The 15,611-nt window shown below is 67.2% G+C and carries 13 protein-coding genes and 1 pseudogene; 12 read left to right on the forward strand and 2 right to left on the reverse strand.

All coding sequences use genetic code 11. The features are described from left to right. Positions 1-3: 3 nt before the first annotated feature. The 8 genes and pseudogenes from AC3ITW_RS00470 to AC3ITW_RS00505 all read left to right on the forward strand — a co-directional run. Positions 4-621, forward strand: a complete 618-nt coding sequence (locus AC3ITW_RS00470) for a YceI family protein (RefSeq protein ID WP_004134285.1) — start codon at positions 4-6, stop codon at positions 619-621. Then, the gene (locus tag AC3ITW_RS00475) at positions 618-2,669 is read left to right on the forward strand and encodes a phospholipase D family protein (RefSeq protein WP_004134289.1); all 2,052 of its coding nucleotides are present in this window, start codon (positions 618-620) and stop codon (positions 2,667-2,669) included. Before AC3ITW_RS00470 ends, AC3ITW_RS00475 begins: the two co-directional genes overlap by 4 nt. A 9-nt stretch (positions 2,670-2,678) precedes the next feature. Next, complete coding sequence (locus AC3ITW_RS00480; RefSeq protein WP_004134292.1) at positions 2,679-3,113, forward strand: hotdog fold thioesterase; 435 nt, start codon at positions 2,679-2,681, stop codon at positions 3,111-3,113. A 120-nt stretch (positions 3,114-3,233) separates the two neighbouring features. Further along, positions 3,234-4,025 carry a lysophospholipid acyltransferase family protein gene (locus tag AC3ITW_RS00485; RefSeq protein ID WP_004134294.1) on the forward strand — a complete coding sequence of 264 codons (792 nt, stop codon included), beginning with the start codon at positions 3,234-3,236 and terminating at the stop codon, positions 4,023-4,025. Between the two features lie 52 nt (positions 4,026-4,077). Beyond that, positions 4,078-5,067: a YheT family hydrolase gene (locus AC3ITW_RS00490; protein ID WP_050559843.1), complete on the forward strand. Its 990-nt coding sequence runs from the start codon at positions 4,078-4,080 to the stop codon at positions 5,065-5,067. Between the two features lie 56 nt (positions 5,068-5,123). Beyond that, positions 5,124-7,193 carry a tetratricopeptide repeat protein gene (locus AC3ITW_RS00495; RefSeq protein WP_012509679.1) on the forward strand — a complete coding sequence of 690 codons (2,070 nt, stop codon included), beginning with the start codon at positions 5,124-5,126 and terminating at the stop codon, positions 7,191-7,193. A gap of 10 nt (positions 7,194-7,203) precedes the next feature. After that, positions 7,204-7,815 (forward strand): YbhB/YbcL family Raf kinase inhibitor-like protein, encoded by a 612-nt coding sequence (locus tag AC3ITW_RS00500; protein WP_012509680.1) that lies wholly within the window; start codon positions 7,204-7,206, stop codon positions 7,813-7,815. A gap of 59 nt (positions 7,816-7,874) precedes the next feature. Then, positions 7,875-8,039, forward strand: a pseudogene (locus AC3ITW_RS00505) (YbhB/YbcL family Raf kinase inhibitor-like protein); the annotation flags it as partial. 132 nt (positions 8,040-8,171) lie between these two features. On the opposite strand, the gene AC3ITW_RS00510 reads toward AC3ITW_RS00505, so the two are convergent. Together AC3ITW_RS00510 and AC3ITW_RS00515 are read right to left on the reverse strand one after the other, a co-directional pair. Next, a complete protein-coding gene (locus AC3ITW_RS00510) occupies positions 8,172-8,999 on the reverse strand; it encodes an META and DUF4377 domain-containing protein (protein WP_153674904.1) in 828 nt (275 codons plus the stop codon). Between the two features lie 73 nt (positions 9,000-9,072). Continuing rightward, positions 9,073-9,867, reverse strand: coding sequence for an undecaprenyl-diphosphate phosphatase (locus AC3ITW_RS00515; RefSeq protein ID WP_032968051.1), 795 nt, complete (start codon positions 9,865-9,867; stop codon positions 9,073-9,075). Positions 9,868-10,086: 219 nt separating this feature from the next. Here AC3ITW_RS00515 and glnA point away from each other — a divergent pair, with 219 nt between their 5' ends. The 4 genes from glnA (at position 10,087) to AC3ITW_RS00535 (ending at position 15,576) form a co-directional block, all read left to right on the forward strand. Beyond that, the gene (glnA, locus tag AC3ITW_RS00520; RefSeq protein ID WP_004134320.1) at positions 10,087-11,496 is read left to right on the forward strand and encodes a type I glutamate--ammonia ligase; all 1,410 of its coding nucleotides are present in this window, start codon (positions 10,087-10,089) and stop codon (positions 11,494-11,496) included. Between the two features lie 269 nt (positions 11,497-11,765). Next, complete coding sequence (locus tag AC3ITW_RS00525; RefSeq protein WP_004134334.1) at positions 11,766-12,104, forward strand: P-II family nitrogen regulator; 339 nt, start codon at positions 11,766-11,768, stop codon at positions 12,102-12,104. Between the two features lie 21 nt (positions 12,105-12,125). Next, complete coding sequence (locus AC3ITW_RS00530) at positions 12,126-13,556, forward strand: ammonium transporter (protein WP_153674905.1); 1,431 nt, start codon at positions 12,126-12,128, stop codon at positions 13,554-13,556. 295 nt (positions 13,557-13,851) lie between these two features. Continuing rightward, positions 13,852-15,576 carry a ShlB/FhaC/HecB family hemolysin secretion/activation protein gene (locus AC3ITW_RS00535; protein ID WP_004134386.1) on the forward strand — a complete coding sequence of 575 codons (1,725 nt, stop codon included), beginning with the start codon at positions 13,852-13,854 and terminating at the stop codon, positions 15,574-15,576. Positions 15,577-15,611 lie beyond the last annotated feature (35 nt).

Consider the following 15,611-nt stretch of genomic DNA (forward strand, 5'->3'; position numbering starts at 1 on the left):
CCGATGAGCCTGGCGCGGCGCAGCCGCTTCCTGCTGCCCGTGCTGCTGGTATCCGGCCCGGCCTGGGCTGCCGCACCACCGCCCACGACATTGCCACCGGTGGTCGCCGAGGCGCACCGCGTGTTGCGCCTGGATACGCAGCGTTCGCAGATCGGTTTCGAGGTGCGCACCCGCTTCGGGCAGCGCATCGAGGGCGTGTTTCCGCACTTCGAGGGACGCATCGAGATCCTCTCCGACGGCCGCCACCAGGTGCACCTGAAGATGTTCACGCGCTCGGTCGAGATTCCCGGCAAGCCGCGCTACACCGGTTGGATGCGCGGTGAGGAGTTCTTCGATGCCGGCCGCCATCCGGTGGTCGAGTTCGACTCCCTGCCGTACTGGCCGGAGACCGTGGAGGACGGGGGCGACATCAACGGCAGGTTGACCCTGCGTGGGATCAGCCACCCGGAGTCGCTCAAGGTCGAGAAGGCGGACTGCGCCCGACCCGGCTATGATTGCGACGTCGTCAGCCGCGGTACCGTGCAACGAGGCCGGTATGGCATGGAAAGCTGGCAGCTTGCCTTGAGTGACCGAGTGACTTTCGTATTGCGTGCGCGCCTGAGCGAGGCGCCTAAACCGTGAACCACCTGCTGCGTGTACTGGCGCTGGCAACCGTGTTGCTGGGCAGTGGTTGTGCATCGCTGTCGCATGCCGAGCGCGACCGGGCCGAGGCCATCGCCGTGCAGGCGCGCTCGACCCAGGTCGATTGCCAGCGTGCCGACCGTTGTGCGCTGGATTCGCCACTGCGGGCCCTGGCCGGCCGGGCGTTCACCGAATCCACCCCGGAACGGCCGCAGCATTACGCCACCCTGCTGGATGAGGGCGAGGGCGCCCTGGTCGCGCGGCTCAACCTGCTGCGCAGCGCCACCCGCAGCATCGACCTGCAGACCTACATCTTCGACAAGGACGACAGCGCCCGCCTGGTCATCGACGAGCTGCTGGCCGCATCCCGGCGCGGGGTCAAGGTGCGGGTGCTGATCGACCAGCTCTCGGCGATCTCCGACCTGGAGATCCTCGGCGCGCTGTCCGGTGCCCACCAGAATTTCCAGCTGAGGGTCTACAACCCGACCTTCGGCAAGGCGCGCCTGAACTATTTCGACTACGCCGGCAGCGTGCTGTGCTGCTTCCGTCGCTTCAACCAGCGCATGCACAACAAGCTGCTGGTGATCGACGATGCGATCGGCGTGGTCGGTGGCCGCAACTACCAGGACGACTATTACGACTGGGACCGCGAGTACAACTTCCGCGACCGCGATGTGCTGATCGCCGGGCCGGAAGCGCGGGCGATGGCGGCCAACTTCGATGCGTTCTGGCGCGCGCAGCGCAGCGTGCCGGCCGAACGCCTGAACGACGTGGGCCGTACCCTGCTGCGCCAGGGGGTGCCCACATTGCCCCCGGCCACCTTCCGCCGTCCCGAGCGGGTGCAGCGGGTCAGCGCCGAAGCCAATGACATGGACTTCGTCACCCGTTCCTTCGTGGATACCGCGCTGCCGGTGGCCTCGGTGCGCTACGTCGCCGACCTGCCGCGCAAGCACCGCCGGGAGAAGGCCGATGCCCCGCTGGCGGGCCAGCACGTGACCGAGCCGCAGCTGGACGCACTCATTGCCGGTGCGCAGAAGGAAGTGATCCTGCAGACGCCGTACCTGGTGCTGTCCAAGCCGGCGCAGAAGCTGTTCCGCGAGCTGCGCAAGCGCCCGCAGCCGCCGCGCGTGGTGGTGTCCAGCAACAGCCTGGCCGCCACTGACAATCCGATCGTTTATGCGCTGTCGTACAAGTACAAGCGGCGCAACATGCGCGAACTGGGCTTCAACATCTTCGAATACAAGCCGTTCCCGCTGGACGCACCGGTCGACTACCGCAATCTGCTGCCCGACCCGATCGCCGCGCCTGATGGCGTGGATGACAGTGGTCGCAATCCGTTGATCGGTGGCAGCGCGGCGGGCAGCAATGCGGGTGGTGGCCGCGATGGCGGCTCCAGCGGGACCGGCAAGCAGGGTCCGGTGAACCACCGCCACAGCGACGGTGCCTATGACAACGCGCGCGCGCGCCGCCGTGCCGCGGGCAGCGAGGTCGAAACGCGGCTGTTGCGCACCGAGACCCGGCCGTCGTTCCTTGGCAGCAAGGCAGTCAACAAGCCACTGCCGGTCACCCGCAAGGGCGCGCGCATGGGGTTGCACGCCAAGTCGCTGGTGGTCGATCGCCGCATCGGCGTGGTCGGCACCCACAACTTCGATCCGCGCAGCGAGAACTACAACACCGAAGGCGCGGTGATCATCGACGACCCGGCCTTTGCCGAGGAACTCGCCCAGAGCATCCTGCGCGACATCCACCCGCAGAACTCGTGGACGGTGGCGCCGCGGGCGAAGCCGCCAGTGCTGTCGGGGCTGAACTACAGCGTCGGCAAGGCCTCCGAAGCGCTGCCGATCCTCGACTTCTGGCCGTGGCGCTACGCCACCGACTATGAATTCAAGCCCGGCCCGGACTGCCCACGGCCGCTGCCGAGGCAGGACCCGGATTTCCATCGCTGCTACAGCGCCGTCGGTGACTTCCCCGAAGTCAACGTGGGGCCGAAGTGGCTGCTGGTGCGCATGCTGACCGCATTCGGTGCCGGCCTCGTTCCCATTCTTTGAAGGTGCCGCATGACCCAGGTATTCCGCGAAGCCGTTTCCATCGAGCAGCTCAACGCGCTCAGTCGCAACACGGCCATTGAATCGCTGGGCATCATCTTCAGTGCGGTCGGCGACGACTGGCTGCAGGCCACCATGCCGGTGGACGAGCGCACCCGCCAGCCCTACGGCATCCTGCATGGCGGTGCCTCGGTGGTGCTGGCCGAAACCCTGGGCAGCAGCGCCGGCAACCTGTGCGTGGATACCGCAAAGCAGATCTGCGTGGGCCTGGAGATCAATGCCAACCACGTGCGTGCCGTGCGTTCGGGTACGGTCACCGGCACCGCCCGCGCGCTGCACGTGGGCCGCAGCACCCAGCTGTGGGAGATCCGCATCGAGGATGAGCAGGGGCGGCTGGTGTGCATCTCGCGGTTGACCCTGGCAGTGGTGGCCGCCGGTCACGGTTGAGCCCCCGGAGGGCGCGTTGACGGCAGCGGAACCCAGCGTTCCCCGCCGATTGCCCCGGTCAATGGCGGTTATGGCCTAAATCGGCTGGCAGCTGCTGCGGCGCTCCGGTATCGTGCGCGGATGACTTCCCCCACTCCGGCCCCCCGTGGCGGCGTGGCGCGTGTGTGCCGTTACCTGTACCGCGTACCGCTGCTGTTGGTCCACATCACCGTGTTCCTGCCGCTGATCCTGATCGGCATGCTGCCGCCGTGGGGCGAGCTACGCGTGGGCGAGGATACGTTCGGGGCCAAAGTGGTGAACTGGTGGCAGGGCGGGTTGATGTGGATCTTCGGCTTCCGCCTGTCGCAGGTCGGCAGGCCGCTGCCGGGCGCGGTGCTGTTCGTCGCCAACCACGTCAGCTGGGTCGACATCTCCATCCTGCACAGCCAGCGCATGATGGGCTTCGTTGCCAAGCGCGAGATCGCCAGCTGGCCGCTGGTCGGTTGGCTGGCCGCGCGCGGGCAGACCATCTTCCACCAGCGGGGCAACACCGAATCGCTCGGTGGGGTGATGCAGGTGATGGCCGACCGGTTGCGTGCCGGCAAGGCGGTGGGCGTGTTCCCGGAAGGGCGCACCCGTGGCGGCCACGAAGTGGGTCCGTTCCATGCCCGCATCTTCCAGGCCGCGGTTGAAACCGGCGTGCCGGTGCAGCCGGTTGCGCTGGTGTACGGGGCGAAGGGCGACGCACAGACCATCGTCGCGTTTGGTCCAGGCGAGAGTTTCGCCGCCAATTTCCTGCGCCTGCTCGGTGAGCCGGCGCGGCATACCGAAGTGCATTTCCTGGAGCCGATCGGTACCCAGGACCTGGAAGGCCGTCGGCGCATCGCGGAAACCTCGCGCGCGCGCATCGTGGCGGCCATGAGCACGCAGTGAGGATGCGGTGGCCCTGATCCCGCCACCCGTCCTGGACGCCGGTACGCCGACGCTGCATGCGTCCGACTACCAGCCGCCACGCTGGCTGCGCAATCCGCACCTGCAGTCGATGCTCAGCTCCAGCCGCATGCGCCTGCAGCGCGGCCTGCTGCTGCTGGCGGCCACCGGCGCGGTCAGCGAAGAGCTGATCCTGGATGGCGGCGACGGCGTGCGCCTGCAGGGCTGGCACAGCCATGTCGAAGGTCGCGAGCCCAAGGGCATCGCCCTGCTGCTGCACGGCTGGGAGGGCAGTGCCGAATCCAGCTACATGCGCATGGCGGCCGCGCGCATGATCGAACAGGGCTTCGATGTGGTGCGCCTGAACTTCCGCGACCACGGCAACACCCATCATCTGAACCCCGGCATCTTCCACTCCAACCTGATCGACGAAGTGGTACATGCCGCGGGTGACATCGCCCAGCGCTGGCCGCAGCTGCCGCTGGTGGCCGCCGGGTACTCGCTGGGTGGCAACTTCGTGCTGCGCCTGGCCCTGCGTGCGCCGGCGGCCGGCGTGCCGCTGCTGCGCGTGGCCTCGGTGTGCCCGGTGCTGGACCCGGCGCTGACCATGGACAGCATCGAGAACGGCCCGGCAATGTACGACTGGTACTTCCGGCGCAAATGGGCCGGTTCGCTGCGGCGCAAGCGTGACCTGTTCCCCGAGCTGAGCGACTGCGACGACCGCGTGCTGAAGCTGGACATCCGCGCGCTGACCGCATGGCTGGTCGAACGGCACACCAGCTTCGGCTCGCTGCAGGCCTACTTCGACGGCTACTCGATTGCCGGTGACCGCTTGTCCACCCTGCAGGTGCCGGCCGACATCCTGATGGCCCAGGATGACCCGGTGATCCCGTATGTGACCTTCAGCGACTGGCAGCTGCCGCGCCAGGCACACCTGGAAACGGCCTGCTGGGGAGGCCACTGCGGCTTCCTCGAAAACTGGCGGGGTGATGGCTTCTCCGAGCGCTGGGTGGCACAGCGCCTGCAGCGGGTGCTGCAGGGCTGAACCGGCACCGGCGTGCGGGCCGCTACAATGCGGGTTTGCACTTGAAGCGGACTGCCATGCAAGACCAGATCATCCAAGCGCTGCGCCAGAACCAGGCCGACCAGGCCGTGCAGCTGGCCCAGGCGTGGACCCGTGATGAACCCGGCCTGGCCGAAGCCCACCGCTGGCTGGCGCTTGCGCTGCAGCAGCAGGGCAACGCCGAGCACGCGATGGACGCCCTGCAGGAGGCGCTGCGCCTGGCCCCGGACGATGCCCAGCTGCACCTGCAGCAGGCCGGCCTGCTGCTGGCCCTGCGCCAGTTCGAAGGTGCTGACGAGGCGTTGGCGCGCACCACCGGCCTCGATCCGAATTCCTTCTCCGCCTACCTGATGCAGGCGCACCTGGCGATCGGCCGCAACGACTTCGACGAAGCGGCGCGCGTGTCGACGTTGGCGTCGCGCGTCGAGCCGGATCACCCGGAGCTGCTGACCATCGACGGCATGGTTGCCCTGCGCCGCGGCGATGCGGATCGCGCGCTGTCGCTGCTGTCGGCCGCCAGCAAGGCGTTGCCGGACGATCCCCGCGTGTTGTATGCACTGGGTTTTGCCTATCTGGGCAAGGACATGCTGGCGTTCGCCGAGCAGTCGTTCCGTCGCGTGCTGGAACTGAACCCGTCGCTTTCCTCGTTGCACGGCCTGGTGGTGCAGCTGGCGCTGCGCCAGGGCAATGTGCCGGCTGCGGCCGAAGCGATGCAGGTGGCCCTGCAGCAGCCGCAGATGGACGTGCCGGCGATGCGTCGCCTGGCCGGCGAGCTGTCGCTGCGCAGCGGCCAGCCGCTGCAGGCGCTGGAGTACCTGCTGCCGCTGCTGGAAACGCAGCCGGATGACCGCCAGATGCTGCAGCTGCTGCTGATGTCATGGCAGCGCCTGGGGCGTGAGGATGAAGCACGTGCTCGACTGGACGCGGTGCTGGAAAACAATGACCAGCTGCACGACGTGTGGCTGGCGCGGCTGGCGATCGAGCAGGTGGGCAGCGAAAGTGCGGTGACCGCTGTCGAGCGCTGGATGGCAGCGATGCCCGAGCATCTGCCGGCACTTGAGGCACGCCTGCGCCTGCACGACATGGCCGGTGAACATGCGCAGGCCGAAGCGATTGCCGAGCGTATCGTCAGCCAGGAGCCGGGTCGTGTCAGTGGCGAAACCCGCCTGGTTGAAGGCCTGCTGCAACGGGATCCGGCCGCTGCCGTGGCTCGCGTGCAGGCACTGATCGACCTGGCGCCGGAAGGCCATCGCGCCGATCTGCGGACGTGGATGGGCGAGATCCAGGACCGTGCCGCGCAGCCGCAGGAAGCGCTGCGTACGTGGATGGCGCTGCAGGCCGACCAGGCGCCGCAGCGCCTGCCGCTGCCGCCGCAGGCCAAGGCCCCGCCGAGCTGGCCGGACAAGGGCGATATCGACGGTGATGCCACCTCCGCGCCGATCTTCCTGTGGGGCGCACCGGGTTCGGGCGTGGAGCGCGTGGCGACCGGCCTGGCCGCCGCCAGCCCGGTGCTGCGCAGTGACCGCTACACCAACACGCCGCCCGATGATGCGTTCCAGAACTACCACACGCTGCAGGATCTGGCCTCGGGCGTGCTGACCCCGGAGCGGCTGGTGGAACGCTGGCGCGAACAGCTGCCGGCACGTGGCCTGCAGAACGACACCGTGATCGACTGGTTGCTGTGGTGGGACAACGCCCTGCTGTGGGCGCTGCGCCCGCAGCTGCCGCAGGGCCGCCTGCTGCTGGTGCTGCGTGACCCGCGCGACATGCTGCTGGACTGGGTGGCCTACGGCGCCGCCGCGCCGCTGGCGATGACCTCGCTGGCCGAAGCCGGTGAGTGGCTGGCGCGTGCGTTGACCCAGGTCGCCACGTTGCATGAGGAAGACCTGTACCCACATGTACTGCTGCGCATCGACCATATCGGCAACGATCCGCAGGCAATGGCTGAACTGCTCGGCCGCCTGTTCGAGCGGCCGATGCCGCCGGCGGCGCAGCTGGGTGCACCGCGCCTGCCGCCTGGCCATTGGCGCAACTACCGCGACGTGATGAGCGCCGCTTTCGCCCTGCTCACCCCGATTGCGGTGCGCCTGGGTTACCCGGAAGAGTGAGGAGCGTCCGATGCAATTGAGCAGTCACAGCCTGACCAACGGTGCACCGATCGACCGCGAGTTCGCCGCCGGCGATGCCGCCGGCTTCGCCCCGGACCGCAATCCGCACCTGGCCTGGAACGGCGCGCCGGAAGGCACGCGTTCGTTCCTGCTGGTGTGCGTGGACCCGGACGTGCCGACCGTGCCTGAAACGGTCGGCCGTACGGACATGACCGTGCCGCGCGATCAGCCGCGCTGCGATTTCGTGCATTGGGTGATGGCTGATATCCCGGCCTCGGTGCAGGAGATCGCAGCAGGCAGCTGCAGCGACGGCTTCGTGGTCAAGGGCAGGACCGCACCGGCTGGCCCGGCGGGCAGCCGCCAGGGCCTGAACGACTTCACCGGCTGGTTCGCCGGCAACCCGGACATGGCCGGCGATTACCTGGGCTATGACGGCCCGTATCCGCCGTTCAACGACGAACGCGTGCACCGCTATTTCTTCCGCGTATTTGCGCTGGACGTGGCCTCGCTCGATCTGCCGGCGCGCTTCACCGCCGCCGATGCCTACCGCGCCATGCATGGCCACGTGCTGGCCGAAGCCGCACTGCATGGCACCTACACGTTGAACCCGGCGCTGGGCTGAGGCTGTATATCGGGTAGTGCCGGCCGCTGGCCGGCATGTCCCATGTCCGCCGGAGGTGCCTGCGCGTGCACCGCTATTTCTTCCGCGTATTTGCGCTGGACGTGGCCTCGCTCGATCTGCCGGCGCGCTTCACCGCCGCCGATGCCTACCGCGCCATGCATGGCCACGTGCTGGCCGAAGCCGCACTGCATGGCACCTACACGTTGAACCCGGCGCTGGGCTGAGGCTGTATATCGGGTAGTGCCGGCCGCTGGCCGGCATGTCCCATGTCCGCCGGAGGTGCCTGTGGCAGCCGGCCAGCGGCCGGCTCTACCGCCAACGAAGAAGGGCGGCCTTGCGGCCGCCATTCCATCGTTTTACTTCTTCTCGATGGCCGACTCGACCACCATGTCCAGCACGTACGCCTGCGACGGCGCATCGGCCGGCGGGTTCTTCACTTCGTAGCGCTTCACGCGCACCACGTTGCGCACGCCGTCTTCGTGGGTGTAGCCCTCGATGCTGCCGTAGAAGTTCTCGAACTTGCCCGGCTCGCCCTGCTTCAGGCCCTTGTCGTCGAACTTGACCTCACGCACCTGCAGGCACTGGTAGTCCGGGATCAGCGGGTGCGAGCACTTCTGGGTCTTGGCGGCCACTTCCAGGAACACGGTTTCGCCGGCGCCGCCGTAGCGGGTTTCAGCGGTCGGCTCCGGGTTGAACACCAGCACATCGCCCTTGGCGGTGGTCAGGGTCAGCTTGCCGTCGGCGTCCTGTTCGGCCTTCAGCTCGCCCTGCAGGCGGCTCGACACGGCCTCGTCCAGCGCCATCAGCGCCTTGTCGGTGCAGGCCATCAGGGTCGAGGCCATCGCGCTGACGCTCAGCTTGCCGTCGGCCAGGGTGTAGCCGCCACCCATGTGGTTGCAGGCGTTGCTGACCGACAGGCGGCCATCAGCGAAGTCCAGGGTGACCGGCTTGTCTTCGCGTGCGAACAGCGCGTCGATGCGCTTGCCGTCGGCTGCGGTGGCCTGCTGCAGCAGCCAGTGCTGGCTCTGCAGGCGCTGCGCGTCCAGGTGCGCCAGCGTCTGCTGGTCTGCTGCCTTGGCGGCGGCCGGGGCAACGTCGTCGCCGCCGGTGCCGGCCGGGGCCGGGGTCTGGCTGCAGGCGGCCAGCAGGGCCAGCGGGAGGAGCAGGGTGAGCTTGCGGTTCATGGTGATTCTCCTTGGGGAACCGTGGGGGAAACGGGGTGGGGTCGGCAACGGGGTTACCGCGCCCCGGCGCTGTTCAGCTGCCGGAGGGCAACCACAGCAGCAGCGCGGCGCCCAGCGCGATGCGGTAGAGCGCGAACGCGGTGAACGTGTGCGACTTGATGTAACCCATCAGCCACTTCACTACGACGAAGCCGGTGATGGCCGCGGCAACGAAGGCCACACCCACCTCGGTCCAGTTCTCGCTGGCCAGGTTTCCTTCCTTGGCCAGTTCCAGGAAGGTGTACGCACTGGCGGCGAACATGGTGGGAATGCCGACCAGGAACACGAACTCGGCAGCCGCCGCGCGGCGGCTCAGGCCCAGCAGCATGGCCAGGAAGATGGCCGAGGCCGAACGCGAAGTGCCGGGAAACACACCGGCCACCACCTGTGCCAGGCCAACACCAATGGCCACCGTCCAGGTCACCTGGTCGCGGTCGGGCAGGCGTGCGGTGTAGGCCTCCACCAGCAGCATCCAGATGCCGCCGATGATCAGCGCCCAGGCCACCGGGCTGACCGTTTCCGGCAGCGACCAGCCGGCCTTGCGCACCACCAGGCCGACCACCGCGGTTACCAGGAAGGCGGCACCGAGCTTGAACACGTAGTCGCGGTTCTCACGCTGCCCGAAGCCCGTGGCCAGCTGCAGCAGGCGCTGGCGGAACACCAGCACCACCGCCAGGATCGCGCCGGCCTGGATGATGATGTTGAAGAAGTCCGATCGCGCGCCCAGCCAGTGCTGGGCGATCAGCAGGTGGCCCGTGCTGGAGATCGGCAGGAATTCGGTCAAGCCTTCGAGGATGCCCAGCAGCAGGGCAGAGAGCAGATCGGACATGGACAGGGCGGGTGCGGGCGGCGATAGAAGGTCGAAAGAATAGACGATCCATGCCGCACCAAACGGGTGCGTCTGGTCCTTGGTGCACCCGTTTGGTGCGCGCTGTTCTGCACCGATCCGGGGCGGCCTTTTTGAAATCAATGACTTGCAGGTGACCAAAAGTTGGCACGGTCGTTGCTGTACCTCAGCAGGCATTCATCCCCATCCGAGGTCGTACCGATGTCCGTGGAAAACGTAGAAAAGCTGATCAAGGACAACCAGATCGAGTTCGTCGACCTGCGTTTTGTCGACATGCGCGGTGTCGAGCAGCACGTGACCTTCCCGGTCAGCATCGTCGAGCCGTCGCTGTTTGAAGAAGGCAAGATGTTCGATGGCAGCTCGATCGCCGGCTGGAAGGGCATCGCCGAATCGGACATGGTGCTGCTGCCGGATACCGCCAGCGCCTACGTCGACCCGTTCTACGCCGATCCGACCATCGTGATCAGCTGCGACATCCTCGATCCGGCCACCATGCAGCCGTATGGCCGTTGCCCGCGCGGCATCGCCAAGCGCGCAGAGTCGTACCTGAAGTCCTCGGGCATCGCCGAAACCGCGTTCTTCGGCCCGGAGCCGGAATTCTTCATCTTCGATTCGGTCCGCTTCGCCAATGAAATGGGCCACACCTTCTTCCAGGTCGATTCGGAAGAAGCGGCATGGAACAGCGGCGCCAAGTACGACGGCGCCAACAGCGGTTACCGTCCGGGCGTGAAGGGCGGCTACTTCCCCGTTCCGCCGACCGACACCCTGCACGACCTTCGCGCTGAAATGTGCAAGACCCTGGAACAGGTCGGCATCGAAGTGGAAGTGCAGCACCACGAAGTGGCCACCGCCGGCCAGTGCGAGATCGGCACCAAGTTCAGCACCCTGGTGCAGAAGGCCGACGAACTGCTGCGCATGAAGTACGTCATCAAGAACGTGGCGCACCGCAACGGCAAGACCGTCACCTTCATGCCCAAGCCGATCGTCGGCGACAACGGCAGCGGCATGCACGTGCACCAGTCGCTGTCCAAGGGCGGCACCAACCTGTTCTCCGGTGACGGCTACGGCGGCCTGAGCCAGATGGCGCTGTGGTACATCGGCGGCATCTTCAAGCACGCCAAGGCCATCAACGCCTTCGCCAACTCGGGCACCAACAGCTACAAGCGCCTGGTGCCGGGCTACGAAGCACCGGTGATGCTGGCCTACTCGGCCCGCAACCGTTCGGCTTCGTGCCGCATCCCGTGGGTGTCCAACCCGAAGGCACGCCGCATCGAAATGCGCTTCCCGGATCCGATCCAGTCCGGCTACCTGACCTTCACCGCGCTGATGATGGCCGGCCTGGACGGCATCAAGAACCAGATCGACCCGGGCGCACCGAGCGACAAGGACCTGTACGACCTGCCGCCGGAAGAAGAGAAGCTGATTCCGCAGGTCTGCTCCTCGCTGGACCAGGCGCTGGAAGCGCTGGACAAGGACCGCGAGTTCCTGAAGGCCGGCGGCGTGATGAGCGATGACTTCATCGACGGCTACATCGCGCTGAAGATGCAGGAAGTGACCAAGTTCCGCGCGGCCACCCACCCGCTGGAATACCAGCTGTACTACGCCAGCTGATCGGGCGGCTGGGGAGCCGTCGTTGCACGGGGTCGGATCCTTTTCGCACCGCGAAAGGGTTCTGACCCCAACCCAGGGGCAAGAGAGAGACCGGATACGCGACCAGGGCCGCCCTCCCTCCCGCGTCGGTCGTGCAAGGAGAGAGGCACGGCCGTCCCGGCCCAGTACGTGTCCGGTGCAACAGCCACGGCCATCGCCACGATGGCCCGTGGTTGCCTGATGCCATCGCGCGCTGGCGCGCTGGCCCCATCCACCATCGGGACATGCGCATGAAACTGATCTCCGCCATCATCCGACCGTTCAAGCTCGACGAGGTCCGCGAGGCCTTGTCCGATGCCGGCGTGTCGGGCATCACCGTGACCGAAGTGAAAGGCTTCGGTCGCCAGAAGGGCCACACCGAGCTGTATCGCGGTGCCGAGTACGTGGTCGATTTCCTGCCCAAGATCAAGATCGAAACCGTGGTCACCGACGAGCGTGCCGATGCGGTGATCGAAGCGATCCAGTCGTCGGCAGGCACCGGCAAGATCGGTGACGGCAAGATCTTCGTCACCGCCGTCGAACAGGTCATCCGCATCCGCACCGGCGAAATCGGTGCCGACGCGCTGTAACCCCCTTCCGGAGACTCCCCCATGAAGATGCGCCTTCTCACCGGGTGGCAAGCCCGGTTCCATCTGGTGTGCCTGTTGATGCTGCTCAGTGCGCTGGCTGCCGGCGCCTGGCCGGGAACTGCCCATGCGCAGGCCCAGGTGTCGCCGCTGCCCAGCGAAACCGTAGCGGTCGAACCGCTGCAGGATCCGGTCGCCGCGGCGGCCGCACCTGCCGTCGCCGAAGCCGCCGCTGCCTACGACCATGGCGACGTGGCCTGGATGCTGACCTCTACCCTGCTGGTACTGCTGATGGTGGTGCCGGGCCTGGCGTTGTTCTATGGCGGCCTGGTGCGTTCGAAGAACGTGCTGTCGGTGCTCAGCCAGATCCTGGTGGTGTTCTCGCTGGTACTGCTGCTGTGGGTGGCCTATGGCTACAGCGCGGTGTTCAGCGCCGGCAATCCGTTCTTCGGCTCGTTCACCGAATTCGCCTTCCTCAAGGGCTTCACCCCCGACTCGGTCGGCAACACGCCGATCAAGGGCCTGCCGGACTACCTGTTCGTCGCCTTCCAGTCGACCTTCGCCGGCATCACCACCGCGCTGATCGTCGGCGCCTTTGCCGAACGCATCAAGTTCCGCGCGGTGCTGCTGTTCTCGGCGCTGTGGTTCACCCTCAGCTACATCCCGATGGCGCACATCGTGTGGGGTGGCGGTTACCTCGGTGAAATGGGCGCGATCGACTTCGCCGGCGGCACCGTGGTCCACATCAATGCCGGTGTTGCCGGCCTGGTCGCCGCGTGGTTCGTCGGCAAGCGGCTGGGCTACGGGCAGACCGCGCTGAAGCCGCACAACGTGCCGTTCACCTACATCGGCGCGATGCTGCTGTGGGTCGGCTGGTTCGGCTTCAATGCCGGCTCCGCTGCTGCGGCCGATACCGTCGCCTCGCTGGCGTTCCTCAACACCGTGCTGGCCACCGCCGCTGCGGTGCTTGGCTGGACGCTGGTGGAAGCGATCAGCAAGGGCAAGCCGTCGGCACTGGGCGCCGCCTCGGGTGCGGTGGCCGGTCTGGTCGGCATCACCCCGGCCTGCGGCACCGTCGGCCCGCTCGGCGCGATCATCATCGGCTTCGTCGCCGGCGTGGTCTGCGTGTGGGGCGTGACCGGTTTGAAGCGCCTGCTGAAGGTGGACGACACCGCCGACGTGTTCGGTGTGCATGGTGTCGGCGGCATCGTCGGCGCGATTCTCACCGGCGTGTTCAGTGCACAGTCGCTGGGCGGCACCAAGGCCGATCTGGATATCGCGCATCAGGTGTGGGTGCAGGTGGTCAGTGTTGGCCTGACGGTGGTCTGGTCGGCAGTGGTGACCACGCTGATCCTGCTGGTGGTGCGCAGCGTGGTCGGCCTGCGCGTGACCGAGGAAGCCGAGCGCACCGGCCTGGATGTGACTTCGCACGGCGAGTCGGCCTACGAGGCCTGATCGGGTTCACGGTTTCGCGGACGTCCCGCCACTGCTGCGCCGCACGCAGTGGCGGGCGGCCACCACCGGCGGCCCCAGTGCTGCCAGCGTTGGCCGGCACGCTGGCAGACCCGGGACAGATTCCGGGCGCTGCCAGCCAGCGGAAGGCTCTCCGTCGGACATCACACTTTGCCTGGGAAGCCCGGGCCCGCGCGGCGTGCCGGCCCTGTCGCCTGCCCTGCGATTCCCTTAAAGTGCTGCCTCTTCCAGCCGAATATTGGTCGGACTGGCAGCCATCCGCAGGGAAGAAAGCATCGTGGAACAGGGACGTAATGTACGCAGCCGCGCGTTGCAGTGGCGGTTGTCCGTGGCTGTGGCACTGGCCATGACCGGTTTCCAGGCACCGGCCTGGGCGCAGGTGGTGTCACCGGAGCAGGAGTTGCTGCGGCAGCAGGAGCGCGAGCGCGCGCTGCGGGAACAACAGGAATCCACGCCGGATGTCCGGCTGCAGCCGGCCACCGAAGACCTCGGCCATCTGCCGGCTGACGAATCACCCTGCTTCACCATCAACAGCATCGTGCTGCAGGGCGATCTGGCCGAACGCTTCCGTTGGGCACTGGCGGCAGCCGATCCGCGCAGCGACCCCGCAACCGGGCGCTGTCTGGGTACTGCCGGCGTGGACATCGTGATGAAGCGCGTGCAGAACGCGATCATCGAACGCGGTTACGTCACCACGCGCATTCTCGCCGCGCCGCAGGACCTGAAGACCGGCATCCTGACGCTCACGGTCGTGCCGGGACGCGTCAATGCCATCCGTTTCGCCGACGGCGAAGGCCGTACCCCCGCCCTCTGGAACGCGGTGCGGGTGGCACGCGGCGAAGTACTGAACCTGCGTGACATCGAGCAGGCGCTGGAAAACCTGCAGCGCGTGCCGACCGCGACAGTGGACATCCAGATCGCGCCCCCGGCCGACGGCGCGGCGGCCAAGCCGGGCGAGAGCGACCTGGTGATCAGCTGGCAGCAGGCGCGCCTGGTACGGGTCAACCTGACACTGGACGATGCCGGGAGCCAGTCCACCGGCAAGATGCAGGCGGGTACCACAGTGTCGGTGGACAACGCGGCCGGTCTCAGCGATCTGTTCTACATCAACGTGGGCAAATCGGTACTCAACGGCAGTGAGCGTGGCACCGACAGCTGGGCGGTGCATTACAGCGTGCCGCTGGGCGGATGGTTGCTGGGCGCCAACGCCAGCAACTTCGACTATGAGCAGACCGTTGCCGGCGCATTCGAGAACTACGTCTACAGTGGCTCCAGCCGCAACGCCGAGCTGCGCCTGACGCGCATGTTGTTCCGCAACGCGCGCGCCAAAACCAGCATGTACGCGCGCGGCTGGTACCGCGAATCGGACAACTTCATCAACGATACCGAGATCGAAGTGCAGCGCCGCCGCATGGCGGGCTGGGAGCTGGGCCTGGGCCACCGTCACTTCATCGGCAAGGCGACCCTGGATGTGAACCTGGCGTACCGCAAGGGTACCGGCGCCTTCAACGCGCTGCGTGCGCCGGAAGAGGCCTTTGGCGAAGGTACGGCGCATGGCCGCATCTATACCGCGGATGCACAGTTGGTGCTGCCCTTGCAGTGGGGCAAGCAGAGCCTGCGCTACGTCGGCAGCTGGCGCGCGCAGTGGAACCGCTCTCCGCTGGTGCCGCAGGATCGGTTCTCGATTGGTGGCCGCTACACCGTGCGGGGCTTTGATGGCGAAATGTCGCTGACCGGTGAACGTGGCTGGTTGCTGCGCAATGAAGTGGGCGTGCCCCTGGGCAGTGGCGTGGAAGCCTACGTCGCCGTTGATCACGGGCGTGTCGCCGGCCCGTCCACGGCCCGGCTGCTGGGTGACCGGCTTACTGGTACCGCACTCGGACTTCGCGGCGGCACCCGCCATGTCAACTGGGACGCCTTTGTCGGCAGCCCGTTGTCCAGGCCGCGCGGTTTCCAGACCGCCTACACCACGTTTGGAATGAACCTGGGCATCTCGTTCTGACGCCTGCATACAGCTGGCCCGCGCTGTTCCCGGCG

Source organism: Stenotrophomonas sp. KH_052, from assembly GCF_057838755.1.

Coding starts and splice junctions, on each gene's coding strand:
- AC3ITW_RS00510 (WP_153674904.1), bottom strand. CDS start 8,999: ATGAACCGCAAGCTCACCCTGCTCCTCCCGCTGGCCCTGCTGGCCGCC.
- AC3ITW_RS00485 (WP_004134294.1), top strand. CDS start 3,234: ATGACTTCCCCCACTCCGGCCCCCCGTGGCGGCGTGGCGCGTGTGTGC.
- AC3ITW_RS00500 (WP_012509680.1), top strand. CDS start 7,204: ATGCAATTGAGCAGTCACAGCCTGACCAACGGTGCACCGATCGACCGC.
- AC3ITW_RS00530 (WP_153674905.1), top strand. CDS start 12,126: ATGAAGATGCGCCTTCTCACCGGGTGGCAAGCCCGGTTCCATCTGGTG.
- AC3ITW_RS00495 (WP_012509679.1), top strand. CDS start 5,124: ATGCAAGACCAGATCATCCAAGCGCTGCGCCAGAACCAGGCCGACCAG.
- AC3ITW_RS00515 (WP_032968051.1), bottom strand. CDS start 9,867: ATGTCCGATCTGCTCTCTGCCCTGCTGCTGGGCATCCTCGAAGGCTTG.
- glnA (WP_004134320.1), top strand. CDS start 10,087: ATGTCCGTGGAAAACGTAGAAAAGCTGATCAAGGACAACCAGATCGAG.
- AC3ITW_RS00480 (WP_004134292.1), top strand. CDS start 2,679: ATGACCCAGGTATTCCGCGAAGCCGTTTCCATCGAGCAGCTCAACGCG.
- AC3ITW_RS00525 (WP_004134334.1), top strand. CDS start 11,766: ATGAAACTGATCTCCGCCATCATCCGACCGTTCAAGCTCGACGAGGTC.
- AC3ITW_RS00470 (WP_004134285.1), top strand. CDS start 4: ATGAGCCTGGCGCGGCGCAGCCGCTTCCTGCTGCCCGTGCTGCTGGTA.